Annotated in this window: 19 protein-coding genes and 3 pseudogenes; 7 read left to right on the forward strand and 15 right to left on the reverse strand. The window is 65.2% G+C overall.

What is annotated here, in order from left to right:
* Positions 1–125 precede the first annotated feature (125 nt).
* Positions 126–1211: a porin gene (locus tag BMG07_RS03750; RefSeq protein ID WP_198083416.1), complete on the reverse strand. Its 1086-nt coding sequence runs from the start codon at positions 1209–1211 to the stop codon at positions 126–128.
* 130 nt (positions 1212–1341) lie between these two features.
* Positions 1342–2619: an MFS transporter gene (locus BMG07_RS03755; RefSeq protein WP_269758612.1), complete on the reverse strand. Its 1278-nt coding sequence runs from the start codon at positions 2617–2619 to the stop codon at positions 1342–1344.
* 310 nt (positions 2620–2929) lie between these two features.
* Here BMG07_RS03755 and BMG07_RS03760 point away from each other — a divergent pair, with 310 nt between their 5' ends.
* The 6 genes and pseudogenes from BMG07_RS03760 to BMG07_RS03785 form a co-directional block, all read left to right on the forward strand.
* A complete protein-coding gene (locus BMG07_RS03760) occupies positions 2930–3754 on the forward strand; it encodes an aspartate dehydrogenase (protein WP_198083418.1) in 825 nt (274 codons plus the stop codon).
* Positions 3751–4068: a non-heme iron oxygenase ferredoxin subunit gene (locus BMG07_RS03765; protein ID WP_307866860.1), complete on the forward strand. Its 318-nt coding sequence runs from the start codon at positions 3751–3753 to the stop codon at positions 4066–4068. Before BMG07_RS03760 ends, BMG07_RS03765 begins: the two co-directional genes overlap by 4 nt.
* Before the next feature lie 41 nt (positions 4069–4109).
* Complete coding sequence (locus tag BMG07_RS03770; protein WP_269758613.1) at positions 4110–5420, forward strand: Rieske 2Fe-2S domain-containing protein; 1311 nt, start codon at positions 4110–4112, stop codon at positions 5418–5420.
* Positions 5413–6645 (forward strand): NAD(P)/FAD-dependent oxidoreductase, encoded by a 1233-nt coding sequence (locus BMG07_RS03775; RefSeq protein ID WP_198083419.1) that lies wholly within the window; start codon positions 5413–5415, stop codon positions 6643–6645. Before BMG07_RS03770 ends, BMG07_RS03775 begins: the two co-directional genes overlap by 8 nt.
* A gap of 48 nt (positions 6646–6693) precedes the next feature.
* Positions 6694–7002 (forward strand): annotated as a pseudogene (locus BMG07_RS03780) (helix-turn-helix domain-containing protein); the annotation flags it as partial.
* Positions 7003–7246: pseudogene (locus tag BMG07_RS03785) on the forward strand (ATP-binding protein); the annotation flags it as partial.
* A gap of 66 nt (positions 7247–7312) precedes the next feature.
* On the opposite strand, the gene BMG07_RS03790 reads toward BMG07_RS03785, so the two are convergent.
* The 13 genes and pseudogenes from BMG07_RS03790 to BMG07_RS03850 form a co-directional block, all read right to left on the reverse strand.
* Positions 7313–7705, reverse strand: a complete 393-nt coding sequence (locus BMG07_RS03790) for a hypothetical protein (RefSeq protein WP_198083482.1) — start codon at positions 7703–7705, stop codon at positions 7313–7315.
* The gene (locus BMG07_RS03795; protein WP_198083420.1) at positions 7702–8445 is read right to left on the reverse strand and encodes an inositol monophosphatase; all 744 of its coding nucleotides are present in this window, start codon (positions 8443–8445) and stop codon (positions 7702–7704) included. The genes BMG07_RS03790 and BMG07_RS03795 overlap by 4 nt, the downstream gene beginning before the upstream one ends.
* A gap of 124 nt (positions 8446–8569) precedes the next feature.
* Positions 8570–9463 (reverse strand): glycerophosphodiester phosphodiesterase family protein, encoded by an 894-nt coding sequence (locus tag BMG07_RS03800; protein ID WP_198083421.1) that lies wholly within the window; start codon positions 9461–9463, stop codon positions 8570–8572.
* 149 nt (positions 9464–9612) lie between these two features.
* The gene (locus BMG07_RS03805; protein ID WP_198083422.1) at positions 9613–10377 is read right to left on the reverse strand and encodes an ABC transporter permease; all 765 of its coding nucleotides are present in this window, start codon (positions 10375–10377) and stop codon (positions 9613–9615) included.
* Complete coding sequence (locus tag BMG07_RS03810) at positions 10370–11254, reverse strand: ABC transporter permease (RefSeq protein ID WP_198083423.1); 885 nt, start codon at positions 11252–11254, stop codon at positions 10370–10372. Before BMG07_RS03810 ends, BMG07_RS03805 begins: the two co-directional genes overlap by 8 nt.
* On the reverse strand, positions 11254–12348 hold the full coding sequence (locus BMG07_RS03815; protein WP_198083424.1) for an ABC transporter ATP-binding protein: 1095 nt from the start codon (positions 12346–12348) through the stop codon (positions 11254–11256). The genes BMG07_RS03810 and BMG07_RS03815 overlap by 1 nt, the downstream gene beginning before the upstream one ends.
* A 42-nt stretch (positions 12349–12390) precedes the next feature.
* A complete protein-coding gene (locus BMG07_RS03820) occupies positions 12391–13617 on the reverse strand; it encodes an extracellular solute-binding protein (RefSeq protein WP_269758615.1) in 1227 nt (408 codons plus the stop codon).
* A gap of 58 nt (positions 13618–13675) precedes the next feature.
* Positions 13676–14041 (reverse strand): hypothetical protein, encoded by a 366-nt coding sequence (locus BMG07_RS03825; protein WP_269758616.1) that lies wholly within the window; start codon positions 14039–14041, stop codon positions 13676–13678.
* A gap of 340 nt (positions 14042–14381) precedes the next feature.
* Positions 14382–14816, reverse strand: a complete 435-nt coding sequence (locus BMG07_RS03830; protein ID WP_198083426.1) for a biopolymer transporter ExbD — start codon at positions 14814–14816, stop codon at positions 14382–14384.
* Positions 14817–14819: 3 nt separating this feature from the next.
* Complete coding sequence (locus tag BMG07_RS03835; RefSeq protein ID WP_198083427.1) at positions 14820–15248, reverse strand: biopolymer transporter ExbD; 429 nt, start codon at positions 15246–15248, stop codon at positions 14820–14822.
* 26 nt (positions 15249–15274) lie between these two features.
* On the reverse strand, positions 15275–16060 hold the full coding sequence (locus BMG07_RS03840) for a MotA/TolQ/ExbB proton channel family protein (protein ID WP_374221231.1): 786 nt from the start codon (positions 16058–16060) through the stop codon (positions 15275–15277).
* Positions 16061–16115: 55 nt separating this feature from the next.
* Positions 16116–18269, reverse strand: coding sequence for a TonB-dependent receptor (locus BMG07_RS03845; RefSeq protein WP_307866863.1), 2154 nt, complete (start codon positions 18267–18269; stop codon positions 16116–16118).
* A 38-nt stretch (positions 18270–18307) separates the two neighbouring features.
* Positions 18308–18820, reverse strand: a pseudogene (locus tag BMG07_RS03850) (TonB-dependent receptor plug domain-containing protein); the annotation flags it as partial.
* Between the two features lie 176 nt (positions 18821–18996).
* Here BMG07_RS03850 and BMG07_RS03855 point away from each other — a divergent pair.
* Positions 18997–20169, forward strand: coding sequence for an ROK family transcriptional regulator (locus BMG07_RS03855; RefSeq protein WP_198083429.1), 1173 nt, complete (start codon positions 18997–18999; stop codon positions 20167–20169).
* The last annotated feature ends 38 nt before the right edge of the window (positions 20170–20207 follow it).

Genomic DNA, 20207 nt, shown 5'->3' on the forward strand with positions numbered 1-20207 from the left:
GGATGGGCAACGCGGCCGGCGCGTCCGCTGCTACGCGAGACGTGCACACCGGTCGCATCAATGTTCTATGTATGCAGTATGCATAGAAATTGAACGAATGTCCAGCAGCTGCCGACGGCATCTGGTCAAAAGTTGTGGCGGATGCCCAGGGCAATCCCGAGTTGCTTCGTTCCAGCGACCGAGGGCGACTGCCCGTCGACGGAGAGCGCGGAGCTCCCCTGGTTGTCCATGTAGCCAGCCGTGGCGTAGAGGTTGGTGCGCGCAGACAGGAGGTAGCGCAATCGCGCGACCGGGAACCAGGCGTCGTCGTTGCTGTGGCGCCGGTTGACCCGATAGAGTGTTGCATCCAGATGGATCAACGGGGCCAGTTCCTGCGTCAACGAGACCCAGCTGATGGACTGTCGGTACGGCGTTGCGCTCTCGTGCTTGCGCCCGATCCAGCCGATGCCGATTCGGCCGTTGAACACGTTGACGTAACCGTTCAGCGTGGTTCGAAGGTCGTAGTATTTGCTCGCGTTCAGGTCTTCGAAGCGGATGCCGGGCCCGCCGCGCAACTTGTCGTAGGCGGCGGCCACTCCCCAGCCATCGCCGTCGTACGTGCCGAGCATGGAAAGCTGCGTACACGCCTTGTGATCGCCGGCGAGTTCACCGGGGCAGTTGGTGGCGGCCGGCCCGCCAGTCGCCGCTGCATCGCGCCCCAAGCTGTAGACGGCGCGGTAATTGAACTTCCCATAGGTGAATCGATAGCCGATGGAATTGTCGGCGCGATCATTGGGAATGTAGGGATCGATGGAGCCGACACCGAAGAGGTTGTCGCCCATGTAGTCGGAGCCGTAGAGCGCATAGCGAAATGTGTACATCCGGCCGAACATCACTTCGCCGTAGGGCGTCTCAAGCCCGACCGTGGATTGGCGGCCAAAAGATCGACCGCCCTGAGAGAGGGTGCCCGTGTCAGGGGCGAAGCCCGTTTCCAACACAAAATTCGCGCGGTAACCGCCGCCGAGGTCCTCGGTCCCACGAAAACCGATTCTTGATGGCGTGGAGCCATTGGACGTCAGCTTCTTGATCGTGAATCCAGCGCGGCTTGTGTTGTCAATGTAGGCGACAGCGGTATCGACGATGCCGTAGATGGTCACCGAGGACTGCGCGAAGGCGGGTGCGCAGCACGCGAACAATGCGGCGGCGAAGGAGGTTTTCATTGCTTGTTTCATGGATGTTTCCGACGAGGCTGGGGCAAACCGAAGTGAAGCGCCGTCGACCGGTTCTCTGAAGTGACGGCGGGCTGGGAAGGGGCGAAGCAGCCGGGGCCAAGCCGCTGCGAAATGCTTTGGGCGGCCGGGATCAGACGCGCTGCTGATCTTTGAAGCGGGGCAGCATGGCGCACAGCAAGCACACGGCCGCCAGCATTCCGATCGAGCAAAACAGTGCAACTCGATAGTTGCCGTAGTGGGACTGCATGACGCCATAGAGCACGGGCCCCAATGCCGTGCCACCCATGAACGCACCGAAGACGAGGCCATAGAGTTCACCCATGGACTTCAGTCCGAAATATCGACTCGTGAAATAACCCAGCACATCGGATTCGCTGCCCAAACCGATGCCGAAGAACAATGCACCTGCATAGAGGCCCCAGAGGCCAACGTTCTCAAGCACGAAGAACAAGCCAATGAGCGGCAGCATGAAAACGAACATTGCAACGCGGGGTGCAAAGAAGCGGTCGAACAGCATGCCTGTGACGATGCGACCGATCACGGCGCCGAACGTCAAGAGCGACACGATCACTCCAGCGACCTGGCCGGGGTTGATGCCGGCATCCAGCAGCATCGGAACGAAATGAATCTGAATTCCATGCAGTGCTGAGGCCATCAGGAATGAGATGGCAAGCAGGGCCCAGAAGACGGGCATGCGCAATGCGTCCTTGCGTTCGATCGAGAAGCCGGCGTCGATCACCGCGCCGCCGTGCGTTGGTTTGGCGTAGGGAGTCAGGCCCACGTTTTTGGGCAGGTCGCGCAAGAACAGGGCGACGATCGGCAGCCCCACCAGCAGGACCGCGAGGCCGAGTCCGACGTAAGCAATGCGCCAGCCGTAGTCGCCGATCAGGTACTGGGCAAGGCCGATTCCGATCGACTGGCCCGCTGCGGTGCCAGCCGACGCGATCCCGATCGCCAGGCCGCGGCGGGTGGTGAACCACGCGGTGAGCACCCTGACGTACGACACGTTGTTCGCAGCAACGCCCACGATGCCAAGAATCGCAAACATCAAATAGAAGTGCGCGAGCGAGTCGGTCAGGAAGTACATGGTGCAGAGCACCAGCCCGAGCCCAGCCATCGAAGGCAGCAGCACGCGTCTGGCCCCGAGCCGGTCTATCAGACGTCCTGCAAACGGGGTGAAGATCAGCAGGACGACGGAGATGATCGACAGCGCAACGGCAGCCTGTCCGCGGCTCCAGCCGAACTCCTCTCCCAGCGGCTTCATGAATGTTCCGAATGTGAGGAACGTCATCGAAGTCTGGCCGAAAGCCATGCCGATGAAGGCGATGGCCGCCATTCGCCAACTCGGGTGCAGGAGGTGATTCGCGGGCGTCGCCCGCGCGGGGGAGATGTGAGTACCGTAAGTCATGAGGTGATCCTTCTTCTTGAAAGCAAACGGAACAACGGCCCTCTCGGATCGTTGTATGCAGTATCCAGCGTGCAGAATGCAAAGAGTGGGCCAGCAAATTTGAGCGGCCGGGATCGGGTTTAACCCGAAGGTCCACATTGCCGCACCAGCCAGGTGCGGCGTCGCGTCAGCGCCAACGCTGTTGACGACCCCATGCGATGCATGAGCGGCCGTCATGCATCGAGGGCGGGAAAATCGTTTGTTCTCCCGCGTCCTGCAGACCTACGATTTGCCCAACTTGAACAGGGCGGGTCTTCGCTCGGAAATCCAAATGACTTCTTTGTTTGCTACGACCCCTTTGAAGGTTGGGATCGCGGGACTTGGTGCGATTGGCAAGTCCCTTGCCGGACTGCTGGACAAGGGGGTCCCGGGGCTGCGTCTGTACGCTGTCGCGGTACGCGACGCCTCCAAATACGCAGAATTCATCGACGGGCTTTCGGTGCGCCCTGTCACCACGGACTTCGAAGGGCTGGCACGAGATTGCGACATCGTCATCGAATGCGCCCCTGCCGAGTTGGTGTCAGCCATCGCGACGCCGGCACTCAAGGCCGGCCGCAAGGTGGTGGTCCTGAGCTCGGGGGCCTTGCTCTCGCAGATGCATCTGCTGGACTTGGCAAAGGAGTGCGGCGGCCAGATCCTTGTTCCCACCGGAGCCCTGATCGGCCTGGACGCTGTAACGGCGGCCGCCGAGGGCACCATTCATTCGGTCACCATGACGACGCGCAAGCCTGTGAAAGGGCTGCTGGGCGCCCCCTACCTGGCTCGACACAACATCTCGATCGAAGATATCTCCGAGCCCATGAAAGTGTTTTCGGGCAGTGCCCGCGAGGCAGCGCTGGGCTTTCCGGCCAACTTGAACGTGGCCGTTGCGCTGTCGTTGGCGGGAATCGGACCCGACAGGACACGACTTGACATCTGGGCGGACCCCGCGCTGAAGAGAAATACACACACGATCGTCGTTGATGCGGACTCGGCATCCTTTTCGATGACGATAGAAAACATTCCTTCGGAGAACCCGAAAACCGGGCGCATCACTGCTTTGAGCGTGCTGACGCTGTTGAAAAAGATCTGCTCACCGCTGCGCGTCGGCTCGTGACGCAGCGGATTTTTCTCTGCGCGGACATTGAGATCCCGCCCAATTCACCTCATCGGATCTGTCCTGCGAAGCGCGGCAGTGCCTACCTTTTGTACAAGGTCGATGGTGCGCTCTTCATGACGGACGAGCTGTGCACGCACGCCCAGGTGTCGCTGTTGACGGGTGAATTGCATGGGCACCAGATTCAATGTCCCTTGCATGGGGGTGCGTTCGATATTCGCACCGGGATGGCGACCGAATTTCCGTGCAAGCAACCCATCCGAACGCATCGGGTCGAAGTGGCGGACGGCGCGGTCTTCGGGTTCTTCGAATAGGCCATGTTGATTTCTATCTAACCAATCTCTCGGAAACGCTTATGTTCACCAAAGAAGACAATGAAAAACTGACCCGCGTGGGCCCTGGTACCGCGATGGGGAAGGCTTTGCGTCGTTTTTGGATTCCTTTTCTGATGCCAGAGGAGCTGTCCGAACGCGACGGGACGCCCCTGCGCGTGCGTTTGCTCGGTGAAGACCTGATTGCATTTCGGGACACCGAAGGTCGCCTGGGGCTGCTCGAACGCTATTGCCCCCACCGGCGGGTCGACCTGTATTTCGGACGCAATGAGCAGTGCGGATTGCGCTGCGTGTACCACGGTTGGAAATTCGACGTCCAAGGAAACATCGTCGACATGCCTGCCGAGCCGGCGAACAGCACGTTGAAGGATGAGTTGAAGATCACGGCGTATCCGATCGTCGAATGGGGTGGACTGATCTGGGCATACATGGGGGAGCCTGAGTGCATGCCTGAGGTGCCGCCAGAAATTGAATGGGGTGTCGTGCCTCAGGCGCATCGCCACATCACGAAGCGGCTGCAAGAAACCAATTTCGCGCAAGGCGTCGAAGGTGGTATCGATTCGAGCCACGTCGGAATCCTGCACAGCGTGCTCAACGAAGATACGGAGATGCCTTTCAGGCAGCGTCAGATTTCGCCCAATCTGGCGATTCCCTATCTTGCCTCCGATACGGCCCCGCGTTTCTTTGTGCGCCATACCGACTACGGCATGGCAATCGGCGCGCGCCGCAATGCGACCGACGACGAATACTACTGGCGGATCACGCAGTTCCTTTCGCCCTTCTACACGATGATTGCGCCCAACAAGGCCGGTGGACCGATCATGGGTCACGCTTGGGTTCCTATCGACGATCACAACTGCTGGCTGTTCACCATGACGTGGAACGCCGAGCGGCCGCTCGAAGCGCATGAGCTGGATCATGGTGGCGTACACGCTCAGGTGGTGCCGGACGGCTCGTACCGACCGCTGATCAATCGCACCAACGACTACCGCATCGACCGCGATGCCCAACGGCTGCGCAGTTCAACCGGCATCGACAGCATTGGCATGCAGGACACGGCGATTCAGGAAAGCATGGGCACCATCGTGGACCGGAGTCGAGAGAACCTGGGCTCCGGAGATGCAGCGATCGTGGGATTTCGCAAATCGCTGCTGCGCATGGCCGAAGGCCTGGAGGCGGGGCAAGGACCGAAGCCGCCGCTTCACCCCGAGTGGTACCAGGTTCGCTCGGTGGCGATCGTCCTGGCCAAGGGCGTTGACTTCATCGAGGGCGCAACGGATCAGTTGAAGGCGATCTCTCCGGCAGACGTTCAGGCCGAGGCTCGCCATGGCTGATCCCGCTCAAATGCTCGCCGCCGGTGAACAGCATGCCGGCATTGTCATCGTCGGTTCCGGCCTTGCGGCCGTATGCGCTTTGGAAGGTATGCGCGAGGCCGGCTACCTCGGACAGGTGACGATGATCGGAGAGGAGCGGCAGATGCCTTACGACCGACCGCCATTGTCCAAGCAGGTACTGAAGGAGCCCGGCGCGGAAGCACGCATCGACCTGCGAGACAGCGCGATCTTCGAAGCGCCGATGACGAGGCTGTTGCGCGGACGTTGTGTTGCTGAGATCGACGTGCACAGAAGCAGTGTCGTTCTCGACGACGGCGCCGTCGTTGGCTACGAAAAGCTGTTGCTTGCCACAGGGTCGCGCCCGCGGGTTCTACCCGGTTTGCCGCCCGCTGGCGCGGGTGTGTTCTATCTGCGAACCCTCGACGATGCGGTCGCCTTGAGGGGCGCATTGAAGAGTGCGAAGAGCTTGGCCGTCGTCGGAGGCGGAGTCATCGGCCTCGAAGTGGCGGCCACTGCGGTGGGGTTGGGCGTGGAAACGACGGTGATCGAAGCTTCGCCGCGACTTATGTCCCGCGCGGCGTGCACGCAGTTGAGCCAGGTGCTCGACGAAGAGCACCGAGCGCATGGCGTGCATGTGCAATGCGGAGCAATTCCCAGTGCCTTCGAGTTTTCCCGAAACCGTCACACCATCTCTTGGAGCGACGGTCGCACACTGGAAGTCGATCTGGTATTGGTCGGGGTCGGTGTGATCCCCGAGATCGGATTGGCCGAGCGATGCGGAATCGAATGCGCGGCCGGGGGCATCAGGGTGGATGGGTTCGGTGTCACCAGCATTCCCGGCATCTACGCGGCAGGCGAGGTCGCATTCCATTACAACGGCCGGGTTGTTTGCCACCAGCGCCAGGAGAACTGGCACCACGCAGCAGCGCATGGGCGTCACGTGGGCGCCGCCATGATCAAGCCCGAGGGGGTCTATCAGGAAATCTGTGGATACTGGTCCGATCAATACGATCTGAACATTCAGGTGTTCGGCGCGGTCACTGGCGACGAGCATGTCGTGCGAGGTGACATTTCAGCTCGACGGTTCGCGATATTTCATCTGTCCGATGGCGTTGTTGTGGGCATCACGGCCGTGAATTCACCCAGCGATCTTCGGCTGGGCAAGAAGCTTGTTCGCGCAGGCTCACCGCTTGAAGCCGAAGTCGAGTCCGCCGTGCGCGCGTAGATGCTCGTCTTGAAGCAATAGGAAGAGCCGGGCAACCGGTTCCGGCGGCTGCACGTGAGGGACAAGCTGTCGGAGCGCGAGATAGCGCGCATGACAGGGCTGTCGCGCAACACAGTGTCGAAGTGGCTACGGGCACCGATAACCGAGACGCCGAAGTACCGGCGCGAGGCGTGCCCGAGCAAGCTCAGTGCGTTCGAGTCAACGCTGAAGCAGGCATTGACGGCCGGTGCGCGGCGGCCCAAGCACGAGAGGCGCACGGCACGTGCGCGGCACGCCAAGCTCAAGGCGGCGGGCTACGACGGTGGTTACTCGGCCGTCACTGACTTCGCTCGAGCGTGGCGCCAAGGCGAGGGCAGGCATCTGCTCTCAAAGCTGTACGAGCACACCAGCGCAATGATCACTACCAACCTGGACTTTGCCGAATGCTCGACAGTGTTCGGCGACGCGAGATGACCACCGCCTTACGAGATCGGATCACGCACCACTGCCACATCGTGGAGACGGGCAACGAAGCCATCGCTTCTTGCACAGCAGGGCCACGGCAAAGAAGCGCGTCAAGGCCAGGAAACAGGCTCGCAGGGGCGGCGCCAAAGCCGATACAACCGACGCCACCGACTCACGGCGCCTTGCGTGGCAAGGCGCTACGGGCTACGCCCTTCGCGCCTTACTACGCGACACCATCATCAATATCAGGAGGGCAACGAACAATGCAAGATATACGCTTATCCACAGCCGCCGATCGCAGCGTCGGCTTCCACCCCTGGCTCCCTACCCAATCGACGCGGTGGCTCACTTCTACTTCGGCGCGGACAGTGATCGGGTATCGGAGCGCCCGGGTGGCTCGCGCCGAGATCTGAATTGCATCAGCACAGCATGCGCAAGGCATGAAGTGCCAGTTAAATGGTTCTTGGTAGAGGATGAACACGAGATGAATGGCTGTCGCTGAGCCCGCTTTCCGGTGGAGTTCACGCAAGCCCGGTTCGAACAGAGCGAACATTGTCCCGCCCATATATACCGGCAACATCAGTCTCATGGGACATCGCTTGGCGATGTCGTTCATGTCGGGCTCGGGGTTCTTTCTACCAATAGCCGCGTGCCATCAGCGCCGCGACGGAAGCGCCGATGAGTCACCATGGCAAGCGGTACCCCAACCAGCTTGCGTGATTCTGTGAATCTCCGGCAACCCGGCTCGCACCCATGTCGGCCTCTCGTCCAGCGGGCCGTGGTGCACTTCAAGGCCGGCTTCGGCGCACAAGACCAGGCCGGCCGCAACGTCCCAGGCCTGCACGCGATGCTGCAGATGCCCATCGAGGCGGCCGAGCGCGCTGAAGGCCAGGCCCAGCGTGGTGCAGCGGTAGGACTCCACCACCCACCCCGCCTCGCGCAGTCGGCGCGTCGTGGCCAGCGCGTCCTCGAGATCCAGATCGGCGTCGCGACCGAGGCCAGGTGAACATCGCTGAACGGCCGCTGCGGTTGCGCCGCTCGCCCGTTGACGAACAGGCCGAAGCCGGTCTCGGCACCGACAATCAGGTCCAGCGCCGGGAAAGCGATCACGCCAATGCTCGGCTTTCCGTCGCGCACCAGCCCCAGCGACACGCCCCACAACGGCAGGCCGCGCAGGAAGTTGCTCGTGCCGTCGATTGGGTCGATGAACCAGGTCGCGTTCGCGCTGGGCCGCCCGCCGCACTCTTCGCCGATCACCGCGTCGCCGAAGAAATCCAGCGCGAGCCGCGCGCGGATCAACTGCTCCACCTTTTCGTCGGCCGCCGACACGAAGTCCTGCGGCCCCTTGGGGCGCATGCGCAGGTTGCCGCGGTCGTGAACGCCTCGAGTGCGCATGCGGCCGCGTCGGACACGATGCGGTGTGCGCGCGCCAGTCCGTCGGGCATCGCTGCGCCCACCTGCCCCGGTTCATTCGCCGCGGTCATCGCGCCGCCCCGGTGCCCTGGCGATGCCCGTTGCGCGCCAGGTAAGCCACCAGGTCCGGCACGACATCGGTCTGGATCGCCCCCACGCCCACGTCGAGCAGACGGCCCCAAACGGCATCGGCGTCCCGCAGCGCATGCGTGTCGTTGAAGTCCAGGCTGTGCGAGCAATCGATGGTGTTGACCCACAGGCGCGCGCCCTGGCGCCTGAGTTCGTCGCGGCCGGCCTCGAGATCTGCAAGGTTGGCAAAGCCCACCTCGTACATCTGGCAGCCCAGCGGCTCGAGCCAGCGCAGGTCTTCGGCAAAACGGCCAGGGCGGGCCTGCATCATCGGCACGAAGGCGATACGGCCGAAGAAGGGGCTGGCCCGGACCTCGTTCACATGCCGCTGCTCGGTGATCGTGGCCTTGACGAACACCTGGTCGGCCATGCCCGCAGCGATGACGGCCTGCGCGACGTGGTCGGCCATCCGCGTGTCCTTGACGTCGATGTTGACCACCACGCGGTCGCGCGCCGCTTCGAGCGCGCTCGCCAGCGTGGGCAGACGCTCGCGCGTCGGCACGAGTGCGCTACCGCCGTCGCGGGGTTTGAGACGAGCCCGACGCACCTGGCCGAAATCGAGCGCGGCCACGGCGCCGCTGCCGGTCGTGGTGCGCTCCAGCGTCGGATCGTGCAGCAGCACCAGCACATCGTCGCGCGTGGCGCGCACGTCGAGCTCGATGATGTCCGCGCCCTGCGCAATGGCGTCGTCGAGCGCCGAGATGGAATTTTCGGGAAGCTCCCGCCAGGCACCGCGGTGCGCGGCCACGAGCACGCGGGGGTTCGAGGGGCCGATGAGCGCGGTGGTCGAGACGGAGGAGTCGTCAGTTGGCAAGAATGCGGAAACGGCCATTGCAGGTGATTGATGTTGAAGATGAAGCGAGCGGTTCACGAGAAAACGAAGGGAGTGATTTCAGACCTTTCCCATGCCCGCGGCCATCAGGTCGTCGCGCAGGATGCGACCCGACAGCACGAACACGACCAGCACCGGCAGCAGAAGAATCAGCGCCACCACCGCGGCCAGCGGAAACTGCAGCGAGTACGGGTCCAGGTGGTGGTACAGCAGCACGGGCAGCGTTTGCACCGCCGGCGCGCGACGAGGAAGGTCTTGTCGAATTCCTCGAAGCTGCCGACGAAGGACAGCAGCGCGCCGGCCAGCAGCCCCGGCGTGCACAGCGGCAGCGCCACGTGCCACACCGCGCGCAGCGGGCTCGCGCCGAGCGAGCGCGCGGCATGGAGCAATTCGTCGGGCAAGGTCTCGAAGCTGGCCACGAGCAGCCGGATCATCAGCGGCAGCGTGCCCACCATCTGCACCAGCACCACGCCGGGCACGGTGTAGGTCAGGCCCCACGTGAGGAACACCTGTCCCACGCCCACGGCCACGACGATGCCCGGCACGATCACAGGCGCCAGCACGAACACCTCGATCGCGCGCTTGCAGCGCAGCGGAAACTTGGCCATCGCCCAGGCCGTGGGCAGCGCCACGAGCGCGGTCAGCACGGTCACGAGTACGGCGATGACGGTGCTGGTGATTGCCGCGCCCAGCACGTCGCCGTCGTCGAGCACGGCGCGCCAGATGGCGCCGGTGTAGCTGCTGGGCAGCAGGTCCGGCGCGGGCCAGCGCCCGGCCACGCTCCACAGCACCAGCAGCACCAGGGGCAGGCCCAGCGCCAATGCGAGCGCCGCGAACAGGCCCGCCGAAACCCAGATCCGGTCTTCGGGCGCGAAGCGCCGGCGCGCCGGGGCAGCCGATGCGGCTTCATTCATGGTTGTCCTTTAGTGCGCTGCCGCCCAGGAGCCGGGCGGCCCGCGCGCTCAACGCGTAGTAGCCCAGCAGCACCGCGACAGCGAAGGCGCTGAGCAGCATGCCGATGGCATAGACCAGCGGCAGGTGGCCGCTGCCGAATTCCGCGTACATGTGCACGGCCAGCGGGCGCGGAGAAGGTGGCCCCACCAGGTCGGGAATGGCGAACGAGCCCATGGTGCCGATGAAGGTGAGCAGCACCGCCGCCGAGATGCCGGGCAGCGCCATCGGCAGTTCCACCCACAGGAGGGTGCGCCAGCGGCCCGCGCCCAGCGTGCGCGCGGCGTGGCTCACCTCCTGCGGAATGGCGGCGAAGGCGCCGGTGATCACCAGGGTCATGAACGGCAACTGCTTCCAGACCGAGGTCAGGACGACGCCCACGCCCCAAGGGTCGCGCACCAGGCGGGGCAGCGCGAGGCCGAGCGGCGCCGCCAGCCGGTCGAGGAAGCCGCCGCGTTCGGCCAGGGTCATGACGACCAGCGCGGCAATGATGCCCGGGACTGCCATCGGTATCTTGTAGAGTCCGTTGAACCATGCGCGCCCGCGAAAGTGGCGACGCAGCAGCAGCGCCAGGCCGATCGAGAGGACCAGCGTCACCGCCACCGGGGCGATGCCGTAGTAGATCGACACCAGGAGCCCGCTGCGCAGGGCCGGATGGGTGAAGATCTGCACGTAGTGCTCGAGTGTGAAACCGGCCAGCCCCTGATCGAGCCCCAGGCTGCCCGCCAGACTCCACAGCAGCGGGCCGGCGAACAGCGCGCCAAGAAAGACGAGGCTGGGAAGCAGCAAGGCCCAGGCCACAAGCCAAGTGCGGTTGTCCCCCGCGGATGCGCTCTTCATCACGCACGACCCTCGTGGCCGGGGTCCTGGCCGGTGGATTTCAACGCATGCAGGCGCTCCCCGACTGTGACGTTCACGCGCTGACCCACGGGCAGCAGCCGCGTGCCGTCACCGGCCGTGACCGTGACGCGCAGGCTCAGGTCCGCGATGCGCACCGTGTAGTTCACCTGCGCGCCAGTGAAGCTCGCGGCCGTGACCTCGCCCGCGCCGTCGGCATCGGGCACGACGGACAGGCCCTCGGGCCGCAGCGACACCAGCGCGGAGCCGGCGCCATCGACGGAGTAGGCACCATCGGCCAGCTCGTCGATTGCGGCCGATGCGCCCCAGGGCAAGGTCACCCTGCAGTCCTTCCCGCGGCCGGTGAGCGGCAAGCGCAACAGGTGCGTGTGCCCGAGAAATTGCGCCGTGAACGCATCCACCGGGCGGCGATACAGCGCGAGCGGCGTGCCACTCTCGACGATGCGCCCGGCGTTCATCACCAGAATGCGGTCCGACATCGCCATCGCCTCGGCCTGGTCGTGCGTGACGTACAGACTGGTCGTGCCCACGCGCCGGTGCAGCGCGACCAGCTCCTCGCGCAGGCTCTCGCGCAGCTTGGCATCCAGGTTGGACAGCGGCTCGTCGAAGAGCAGCAGGGCCGGCTGCATCACGATCGCGCGCGCCAGCGCCACGCGCTGCTGCTGCCCGCCGGAGAGCTGCCGCGGCATGCGGTCGAGCAGGCCGTCGAGCTTGCAGATGGCCACGGCATGCGCGATGCGGCGGGCCTGCTCGGCCGGTGCGATCTTCTTCATGCGCAGGCCAAAGCCCAGGTTCTTGCGCACGCTCATATGAGGGAACAGCGCATAGGTCTGGAACACCATGGCCACGTCGCGCTGCTCAGGCGGCAGCGTGTCGATGCGCCGTCCGCCGAGCCGGATCTCGCCGCCGCTGGCGCTCGCGATGCCCGCGACGATGCGCAGCAGGGTCGTCTTGCCGCAGCCCGAAGGACCTAGCAGCGTGACGAACTCGCCGTGCGGCACGTCGAAGTCGGTGGGCGCCAAAGCCGCGGTCGAGCCGTAGGACTTATGAACGCCGCTCAGGTTCAGGGAGGCCATGCTTTGTCGTTTCAAAAATAGAGAGAATGGGGTCGGTGGGGCTCAGCGCTTCGCGAGCACCTTGTCCTCGAACGCGCGGATCAGCCCGCGCGTCACCAGCCAGTTGGCCGGCAAGGAGCGCGTGCGCATCTGCGCGGCGGGCACCAGGTAAGGCGCTGTCGCGGCGCTTGCGACTGCCGCGGGGTCGACGTCGTTGCGCGGCGAACGCGAGGCGTGGTGCTCCAGCTTCCAGGTCTGGAACTCGCGGTCGAAGGCCATGTCGATGAACAGCAGTGCCGCAGCCGGATTCCTGGCGTTGGCCGGCACGATCAGGCCGTCGCCGCTGGCGGCCATGCCGCCCTCCAGCAGCATGAGCCTGAAGCTCTGCGGCAGCTGGCTGTCGCGCACGAACGCCAGGGACAGGTCTTCCCACGTGGTACCGATCCATGCCTGCCGGTTGTTGAGCAGGTTCAGCGTGTCGGCGTTGCCGTTGGTGAGTTCCGCCACCTTGAGCAGTTGCGCGAGGTAGGCCCACAGCGGGTCCAGGCAGCTTGCGGTCGCGGCCCATTGCACGGCCTCGTCCTCGGTCATCCGCGCGCTCGCGAGCGTCTTGCGGCATGCCGCGTCGCTGGCGAAGTGCAGCGCGGCCGCGTACAGAAATCCGCTGCCGGAGCCGCCCTTGGCGGGCGAGGTGATGGCGAATTTCCTGGGGTTCTTCTGCGCCCACGCCAGCAACGACTCGAAGTTCGCGGGCACCTGGGCGGTGGGCAGCAGCGCGCTGTCGTAACCCAGCGCGGTCTGGTTCAGATGCACCAACGGCCAGGTGCCGCCGGTGTCCACGCCGAAGATCGTGCGCTTGTACTCGGTGGGGACAGCGGAGAGATTGGGCATGACATGGGCCAGGTCCAGCTGCGCGATCACGCCGGCGGCGCGCAGCACCTCGAAGCTGTCGGTGCTGCCGGCAAAGTACACGTCCACTGGCGAGGGCGCACCCGCCTTGTGGACGGCCATCAGCTGCTGGTTGGCCTGCGCCTGGCGCACGTTCCGGTATTCGACCTTGACGCCGTAGCGCGCCTCGAAGCGAGGGATCAGCCCGAGCTTCCACGCCGGATCGAAGTTGCCCGCGAAGTTGTAGAGCATGAGCTTGCCTTCGCGTCGAGCCACGGGTTCGAGCACCTTGTAGAAGTTGTCGCTCGTCAACGCGGCCGCGTCGAAGTCGGCGTACTTGAGCGGAGCCTGTGCATGGGCGCCAGCCAGCGCGAAGGCCTGCAGGACGAGCAAGGCGGCCATACGGAACAGAAACAGAAACATCGAATGCGTGAACATGTATACGGACCCGGGTTGCCGGCTACTCGGCACGGAAGTTGACGTCGAAGACCACGAGTGCGTCCTCGACACCTTCGGACCTGCAGGTGAAGCGGCGCACCGCGGACTGCACCGCGCGCTGGTATTCGCGCGGACCCGACAGCAGGCTCACGTCCTGCACGGCATCGCCGCGCACACGGAACTGCACCTTGACCGTGGCGGCCAGGCCGACCCGTTCGAAGACGCCGGCCAACCCGCTCTGCAGCGCGGCCTGGTAGCCCGGACACACCACGCCCACGCTGGACGATGCCGGGCGGGCGGGCGCGGGAGATGGCGCAGCCGGGGCCGGCGGGGACGGCAGGGACGGTGCTGGCGGCGAAGGGGCCGGTGCCGGCTCAGGGCTCTGCATCGCGACGGCCGGGGGATCGGTGCCGGCACCGGAACAGGCGCGGGCGTCCGCACGACCTCGGGCCGCGGCACACGCGCCGGCTGCGGCGTAGCCGCCTTGCGCGCCTGGACGATCTTCTCGACCTTGGGCGGCGGCCTCACATCCTGGACGATGACGGCTTCCAGCGGCTTCCTCGCCACCGTCTCCACCGCCTTGCGCGCCAGTCCGGAGACCAGCGCATAGCCGATCAGCAGGTGCAGCCCCACCATCGCCGCCAGGCCCGCCAGTCCGAAGCGGTTCGAGGGCTTGAAGTCCTTCACGCGGCCAGGGCGCACACCAGGCAGGGTCGGCAGGGTCGCGCTCATGGGGCCAACCCCTGTGAGCCGACGATGCCGATCCGGGTGAGGCCGGTGCGCTGCGCCGCGGCCAGCACCGCGGCCACCACCTCGTATTTCGCCTTGCGGTCCGGCCGCAGATACACCGGCGGTTGCTCGGGCTGCGCCGCGAGCTGCTCCATGCGGCGCACGAGCTCGGCCCGGTCGGCCAGCGGCTCGCCGTTCCATGCCACCACGCCGGCGGCACTCACGTCGACATGCAGCACTTCGGGCCTGGGTTCACTGGGCGGCGCACCGGCCGTCGGCATGTTCAGGCTGACCGCGTGCAGCTGCACCGGGATGGTGATGATCAGCATGATCAACAGCACCAGCATCACGTCGATCAACGGCGTGGTGTTGATGTCCGCGACCGGCGCGTCCGCTGCCGCGGTGCGGCGTGGGGTTTTCCAGTTCTTGCGCATGGTTCAGTCGTTGGCCGGAGGTTCGGTGATGAAGCCCACCTTGGCAATGCCTGCGGTCTGGCAGGCGTCGATGACTCGGCCCACGGGTTCGTAGTCGCTGGCGCCGTCGCCGCGGATCTGCACTTCGGGCTGCGGGTTCATCGCGGCCACCGCACGCAGCCGCCCTGCCAGCGCCTCGCCATCGGGCAGGCGGCTGTCGAGCCAGTAGATGTCGCCGTGCGCATCCACCGAAATCACGACATCCTTGGCCTTGCTCACGCGCACTTCGTTACGCTCCTTGGGCAGATCCACCGGCACCGCGTGGTTGGCGACGGGGATGGTGATCAGGAAGATGATCAGCAGCACCAGCATCACGTCCACCAGCGGGGTGGTGTTGATCGCCGAGACGACCTGGTCTTCGTCGCCGTCGATCGCGGAGATGTTCATGGCCATCGCGATGCTCCGGTTTCAGATGCGGGTCAAGCCGCCTGCCCGGTGGGCGCGCCGAGCAGCGCCGTGTGCAGCTCGCCGCTGAAGTCGCGCACCTCGTCCATCACGGCGACATTGCGGCGCAGCAGCCAGTTGTAGCCCAGCACCGCGGGCACCGCGACGGCCAGGCCGATGGCGGTCATGATGAGCGCCTCGCCCACCGGGCCGGCGACCTTGTCGATGCTGGCCTGCCCCGCCACGCCGATGGCGGTGAGCGCGTGGTAGATGCCCCAGACGGTGCCGAACAGCCCGATGAAGGGCGAGGTGGACCCCACGGTCGCAAGGAACGACATGCCGTTGCCCAGGCGCCGTTGCACACGCTCCGTGGCGCGGTGGATGGACAGTTCGATCCAGTCGCAGAAGTCGACCTTGGCATGCAGCCCCGCGTGCTTGCGGGTGGCGCTCAGGCCCGCCTCGGCGATGAAGCGGAAGGGGCTGCCGTCGGCCAGCTTTTCGGCGCCCGCTTCGGTGGTGCCGGCATTCCAGAATTCGCGCCCGGCCTTGGCGGCCTGGCGCTTCATCTTGCTCTGCTCGAGCAGCTTGGTCGCGATGAGGTACCAGCTGCCCATGCTCATGATCGCCAGGATCACCAGCACCGCCCTGGCCACCACGTCGCCCTGGTTCCAGAGCGCATCGAAGCCGTAGGGGTTGCTGGCGGCAGCGGCTGCCGCGGTTGCGGCGAAGCTCGGCGCGCCGAGGCACAGGCCGCATGCGGCAAGAAAGGCGAAGCGATGCGGCGCGTGCCGCGCACGCTCGAGAAGTGGGCGTTGTTTCATCATGGTGTGGAGCGAATGGGTTGAATGGGTGTGGTGCGGGCCATGTGTGGCACCGTCAGAGCGCGTAGGTCATGCCGAACCAGTACGACTTGCCGTTGTCGATCTCCTGGTTGAGCAGGGATTGCCCCGGACCCGTCACGCGGCGCAGCTTCGCACCGTTGAGGTTTTTCGCCTGCAGAGCGAAGGAAAGCGCCTTGCTGTACTGGTAGCGGACCTGCATGTCGACCGTGTTGATCGCGGCGTAGTAGATGTCCAGCGCCGCGTTGGTGGTCGACAGCGAGGTGAGCGTCTTGCCAGTGTGGTTGTAGGCGACCTGGCCGCTCCAGGCGCCGCGTCCCCACAACAGGGACAGGTTGGCCATGCGCGTGGGCGAATCCTGCATCTGGGGCATGGCGCGGCTGGTGCCGTTGCTCATGCGCACGCTCGCGGGCTTCTGGTCCATCAGCGTGAAGTTCGCGGCCGCGCCGAAGGCGTTGAAAGGCGCCGGCAAGAAGTCGAAATGCACATCGGTCGCGCCGAGCTCCAGGCCGTTGACCTTGGCTGTCCCGACGTTGGAGGCCTGCGTCACGTTTTGCGTGTAGCTGGCGCCGCCAATCGTCAGGTTGTTGGTCGAGGTCAGGCGCGCGATCTCGTTGGAAATGTTCTTGTCGAACAGCGCCACCGACACCATCGAATCGAGCGAAGGGTGCCACTCGAGCGAGGCGTCCAGGTTGCGGGACTTGCGCGGCTGCAGGTCCGGATTGGCCTGCGTCGTGGTGATGATATTGCCGGCAACGGAGCTGGAGTTCTGGCCCAGGTCGGAGTAGATCGGACGCGCCAGCGAACGGCCCAGACCCGTGCGCAGGCGCAGGTCTGGCTGGATGTCCCAGCTCAGGTTCACCGAAGGCAGCACGTCGGTGCGGCTGGACGACTGCGATGTCTGCCCGTAGGTGGTGGACTGGTTCAGCGGTGTGGGCATCCAGGTGTCCACACGCGTGTTGGCATGTTCGATACGGGCACCGGCGGTCGCGGTGAAGTTCTCCAGCTGATAGGCCGTCATGCCGTAGGCGGCACTGATGCGCTCGGAGACATCGAAGTCCTGCGATGTGCTGCGCGCCACCTGGTCGGGCGACAGCGTGTAGCGACCCAGATTGGCATTGAAGTAGGCCTGGGCGAGCGACGGGTCCACCAGCAGCAGCGGGCGGCCGGCACTGTCGTAGGGCACCACCACCGCGCCGCTGGCACCGACCTGCGCGAGCGTGATCGGCCGGCCGGCGACGGGGTTGAAACGCAGCTCGTCGAAGTTGTAGTTCTTCGTCAGGTCGCGCACCTGGAAGCCGGCCTTGAAACCCCACCCGCGCGCACCGTCCTCCAGGTTGTGGCTGAGATTGACCTTGAACGTCTGCTGCTGCGTGGTCGACTGCTCGACCTGCGAGGTGTTTTCCGTCAGGTTGTAGCGGCTAGTGTCGTAGAGGGCGCTGCCGTTCCTGGGCGTGAACACCGGCACGGCGCCAGGAACCAGCATGTAGTCGTAGCCCAGCGCCGTGCTGTTGCCGGTCGCGAAGGTGTGCAGCTTGGAGTCCTGCCGGTAGCTGCCGCCCGCCTTGTTGAAGGTCACGTCGATCAGGCCGCGGTCCCAGGGCTGGTATTCGGCCCCGGCCTCGAAATAGCGCAGCTGGCGGTTCTGGTCGAACTTGGCGTAGTCGGTCTGCGACTGGCCGCTCGCGGCGCTGCCGGCGAGGCCGCCGACCGTCACGGGCGAGGAATTGGTGGTGGTGTTCTGCAGCCATTGCGCACGACGGTCTTCGTCGTTCAGGTGCTGGAACCACCCGCCGGTGAGGTGCGCGCGAAAGTTGCTGTGGTTGTCGTATTCGAACTTGCCGAACAGGCTCTTGCGCTCGCGGACGTGTCGTAGGTCAGCCAGCGCAGGCGGTCGGGGAGCGCAATGGCGTTGCTGACGTCGGCGGTGGCGGGGTTGAGCTTGGCTGCGTTGGTCTGCGTGCCGCCCTTGGTGTAGTAGCTGTAGCTGTCGATCGCGGTATTCAGTGACGACGAGACCCGACGGAAATAGCTGCCCGACAGCAATGCGCCGAACTCGTTGTGCTCGCCGAAGGTGGTGCTCATCGTGCCCTCGAGCTGCCCGGAAGGCGACGATCCGTCGAGGCGCCGGTGATTGGTCCAGTCCGACAGATCGGTGCGCAGCGAAAAGTGCCGCCCGGGATTGTCGAATGCGCTGCGCGTGCGCAGGTTCGTCAGGCCGCCGATGGCGTTGCCCTCCATGTCCGGCGTGAAGGTCTTGTAGACCGACACCTGGCTGGCCAGCGAAGCGGGAATGACGTCCAGCGAAACGACGCGACGCGTGGTTTCCGTGGCCGGCAGCGCGATGCCGTCGACGGTGACGCTGTTGTAGTCGGGATTGAATCCGCGCAGCGTCATGAACTGCGCCTCGCCACGGCCGTTGTTGACGATCATCGACACGCCGGGCACGCGCTGCAGCGCCTCGCCCAGGCCAAAGTCGGGAATAGAGCCGATCTCGTCGGACGACACGCCGTCCGACACGACACGCTCGGCGCGCTTCTCCGCGATGGCCTTCTTCGCCGACAGGGCGCGGCCCGTGATGACCACGGGCGCCAGTTCCGTGGCCGGCGCAGCGGGCTCGACGGACGAAACCGGCGCAGGGCCGGGCTGTACCTGCGCCCAGGCCTGGGTGACGGACAGCGGCAGGACGCCCAGGACGAAGGGGGCGCTCAGCAGTGCGGCTCGGCTGAACAATGCTTGCATGACGGCTCCAGATGAATAAGGGGTTCGTGGAAAGGGCGCACATCGCCCTGGCAACGGTCACGACTCTATTTATTCACTGTGACTGAATTATTAAAAAGCGAACCTTTGCTTGAAGAAAAGCAGAAGGCGCAGTTTTTTTCTTATTTATGTCACCTTCATGTATATAAACTTGTTGCATGGAAGATGACTCGCACCGCCCCGAGACGGGCACCCCGCCACCGGCGTTCTGGCGTACGCCCGCCGACCCCGTGGTGGCCAGCCCCAACGAGCGAGAGCTGCTCGATCTGGTCCGCCGCCACGGGCGGATGTCCCGCGCGGACCTGGTGCGCGCCACCGGCCTGGCGGCGCAGTCGGTGATGCGGCTGGTCGACGAGCTGCGCGACCGCGGTTTGCTTCACCTGGGCGAAACCTTGCCGCGCGAAGGCCGGGGCAAACCAAGCCAGGCGGTCGAGCTGGTGCCCGGCCATGCCTGTACGATCGGCTTTTCGGTCACCACCGACAGCGTCAGCTCGGCGATCGTCGACTTCGCGGGCAATGTGCTCGGACAGAGGCACGAGCAAACGCCGGATCTCGATCGCAGCAAGCTGGTCGCGGTGCTGCGCCAGCACATGCAGACGCTGCTGCACACGCACAAGGTCTCGCCCGACCGGCTGTTCGGCCTGGGCGTGGGCATCACTGGCTTCTTCGTGGGCGAAGGCCGCCGCGTGAACGCCCCCTCCCCGCTGGACGACCTCGCGCTGGCCGATCTGGACGAACTGCTCACACGCGAGTTGGGGCACCCCGTATGGCTGGACAACGACGGCACCGTGGCTGCCGTCGGGGAGAGCATGCTGGGCGTGGGGCGCTGGGCGCGCAGCTTCGTCTACCTGTACTTCAGCCTGGGGCTGGGAGGCGGCCTGATCGTCAACGGCCGATGCGTCCGGGGCGCCCACGGCAATGCGGGCGAAGTCGCCGGCATGCTGTCGATACCAGGCATCGAGGCGCCCACACTGGAACTGCTGCGCGAAATGCTGGCTTCGGACGGCCTGGCCTTCGCGGACATCGGCGCGATGCTGGCACAGTTCAATCCCCACTGGCCGGCCTGCGACCGATGGCTGGAGCGTGCACGCCCCGCGATGTCGCTGATCGTCTCGGCCAGCGTCGCGCTGCTCGACCCCGATGCCATCGTCTACGGCGGACGCCTGCCGCGTGCGCTGGCCGAACGCCTGATCGCCGGATCGACCATCGACAACAAGCCCCGGCGCGGACGCAAGCGCCCCGAACCACGCCTCGTGCCGGCCGAGGCTCCCAGCGATGCCACGGCCATCGGTGCGGCCGCACTGCCGTTCAAGGAACATTTCTTCCTGTGATCCCGCCTCCGGAGCGTGTGAAGCTCTTTCGCCTTTAA

It is taken from the genome of Variovorax sp. E3 (genome assembly GCF_016082275.1).
Taxonomy (GTDB): Bacteria; Pseudomonadota; Gammaproteobacteria; order Burkholderiales; family Burkholderiaceae_C; genus Variovorax.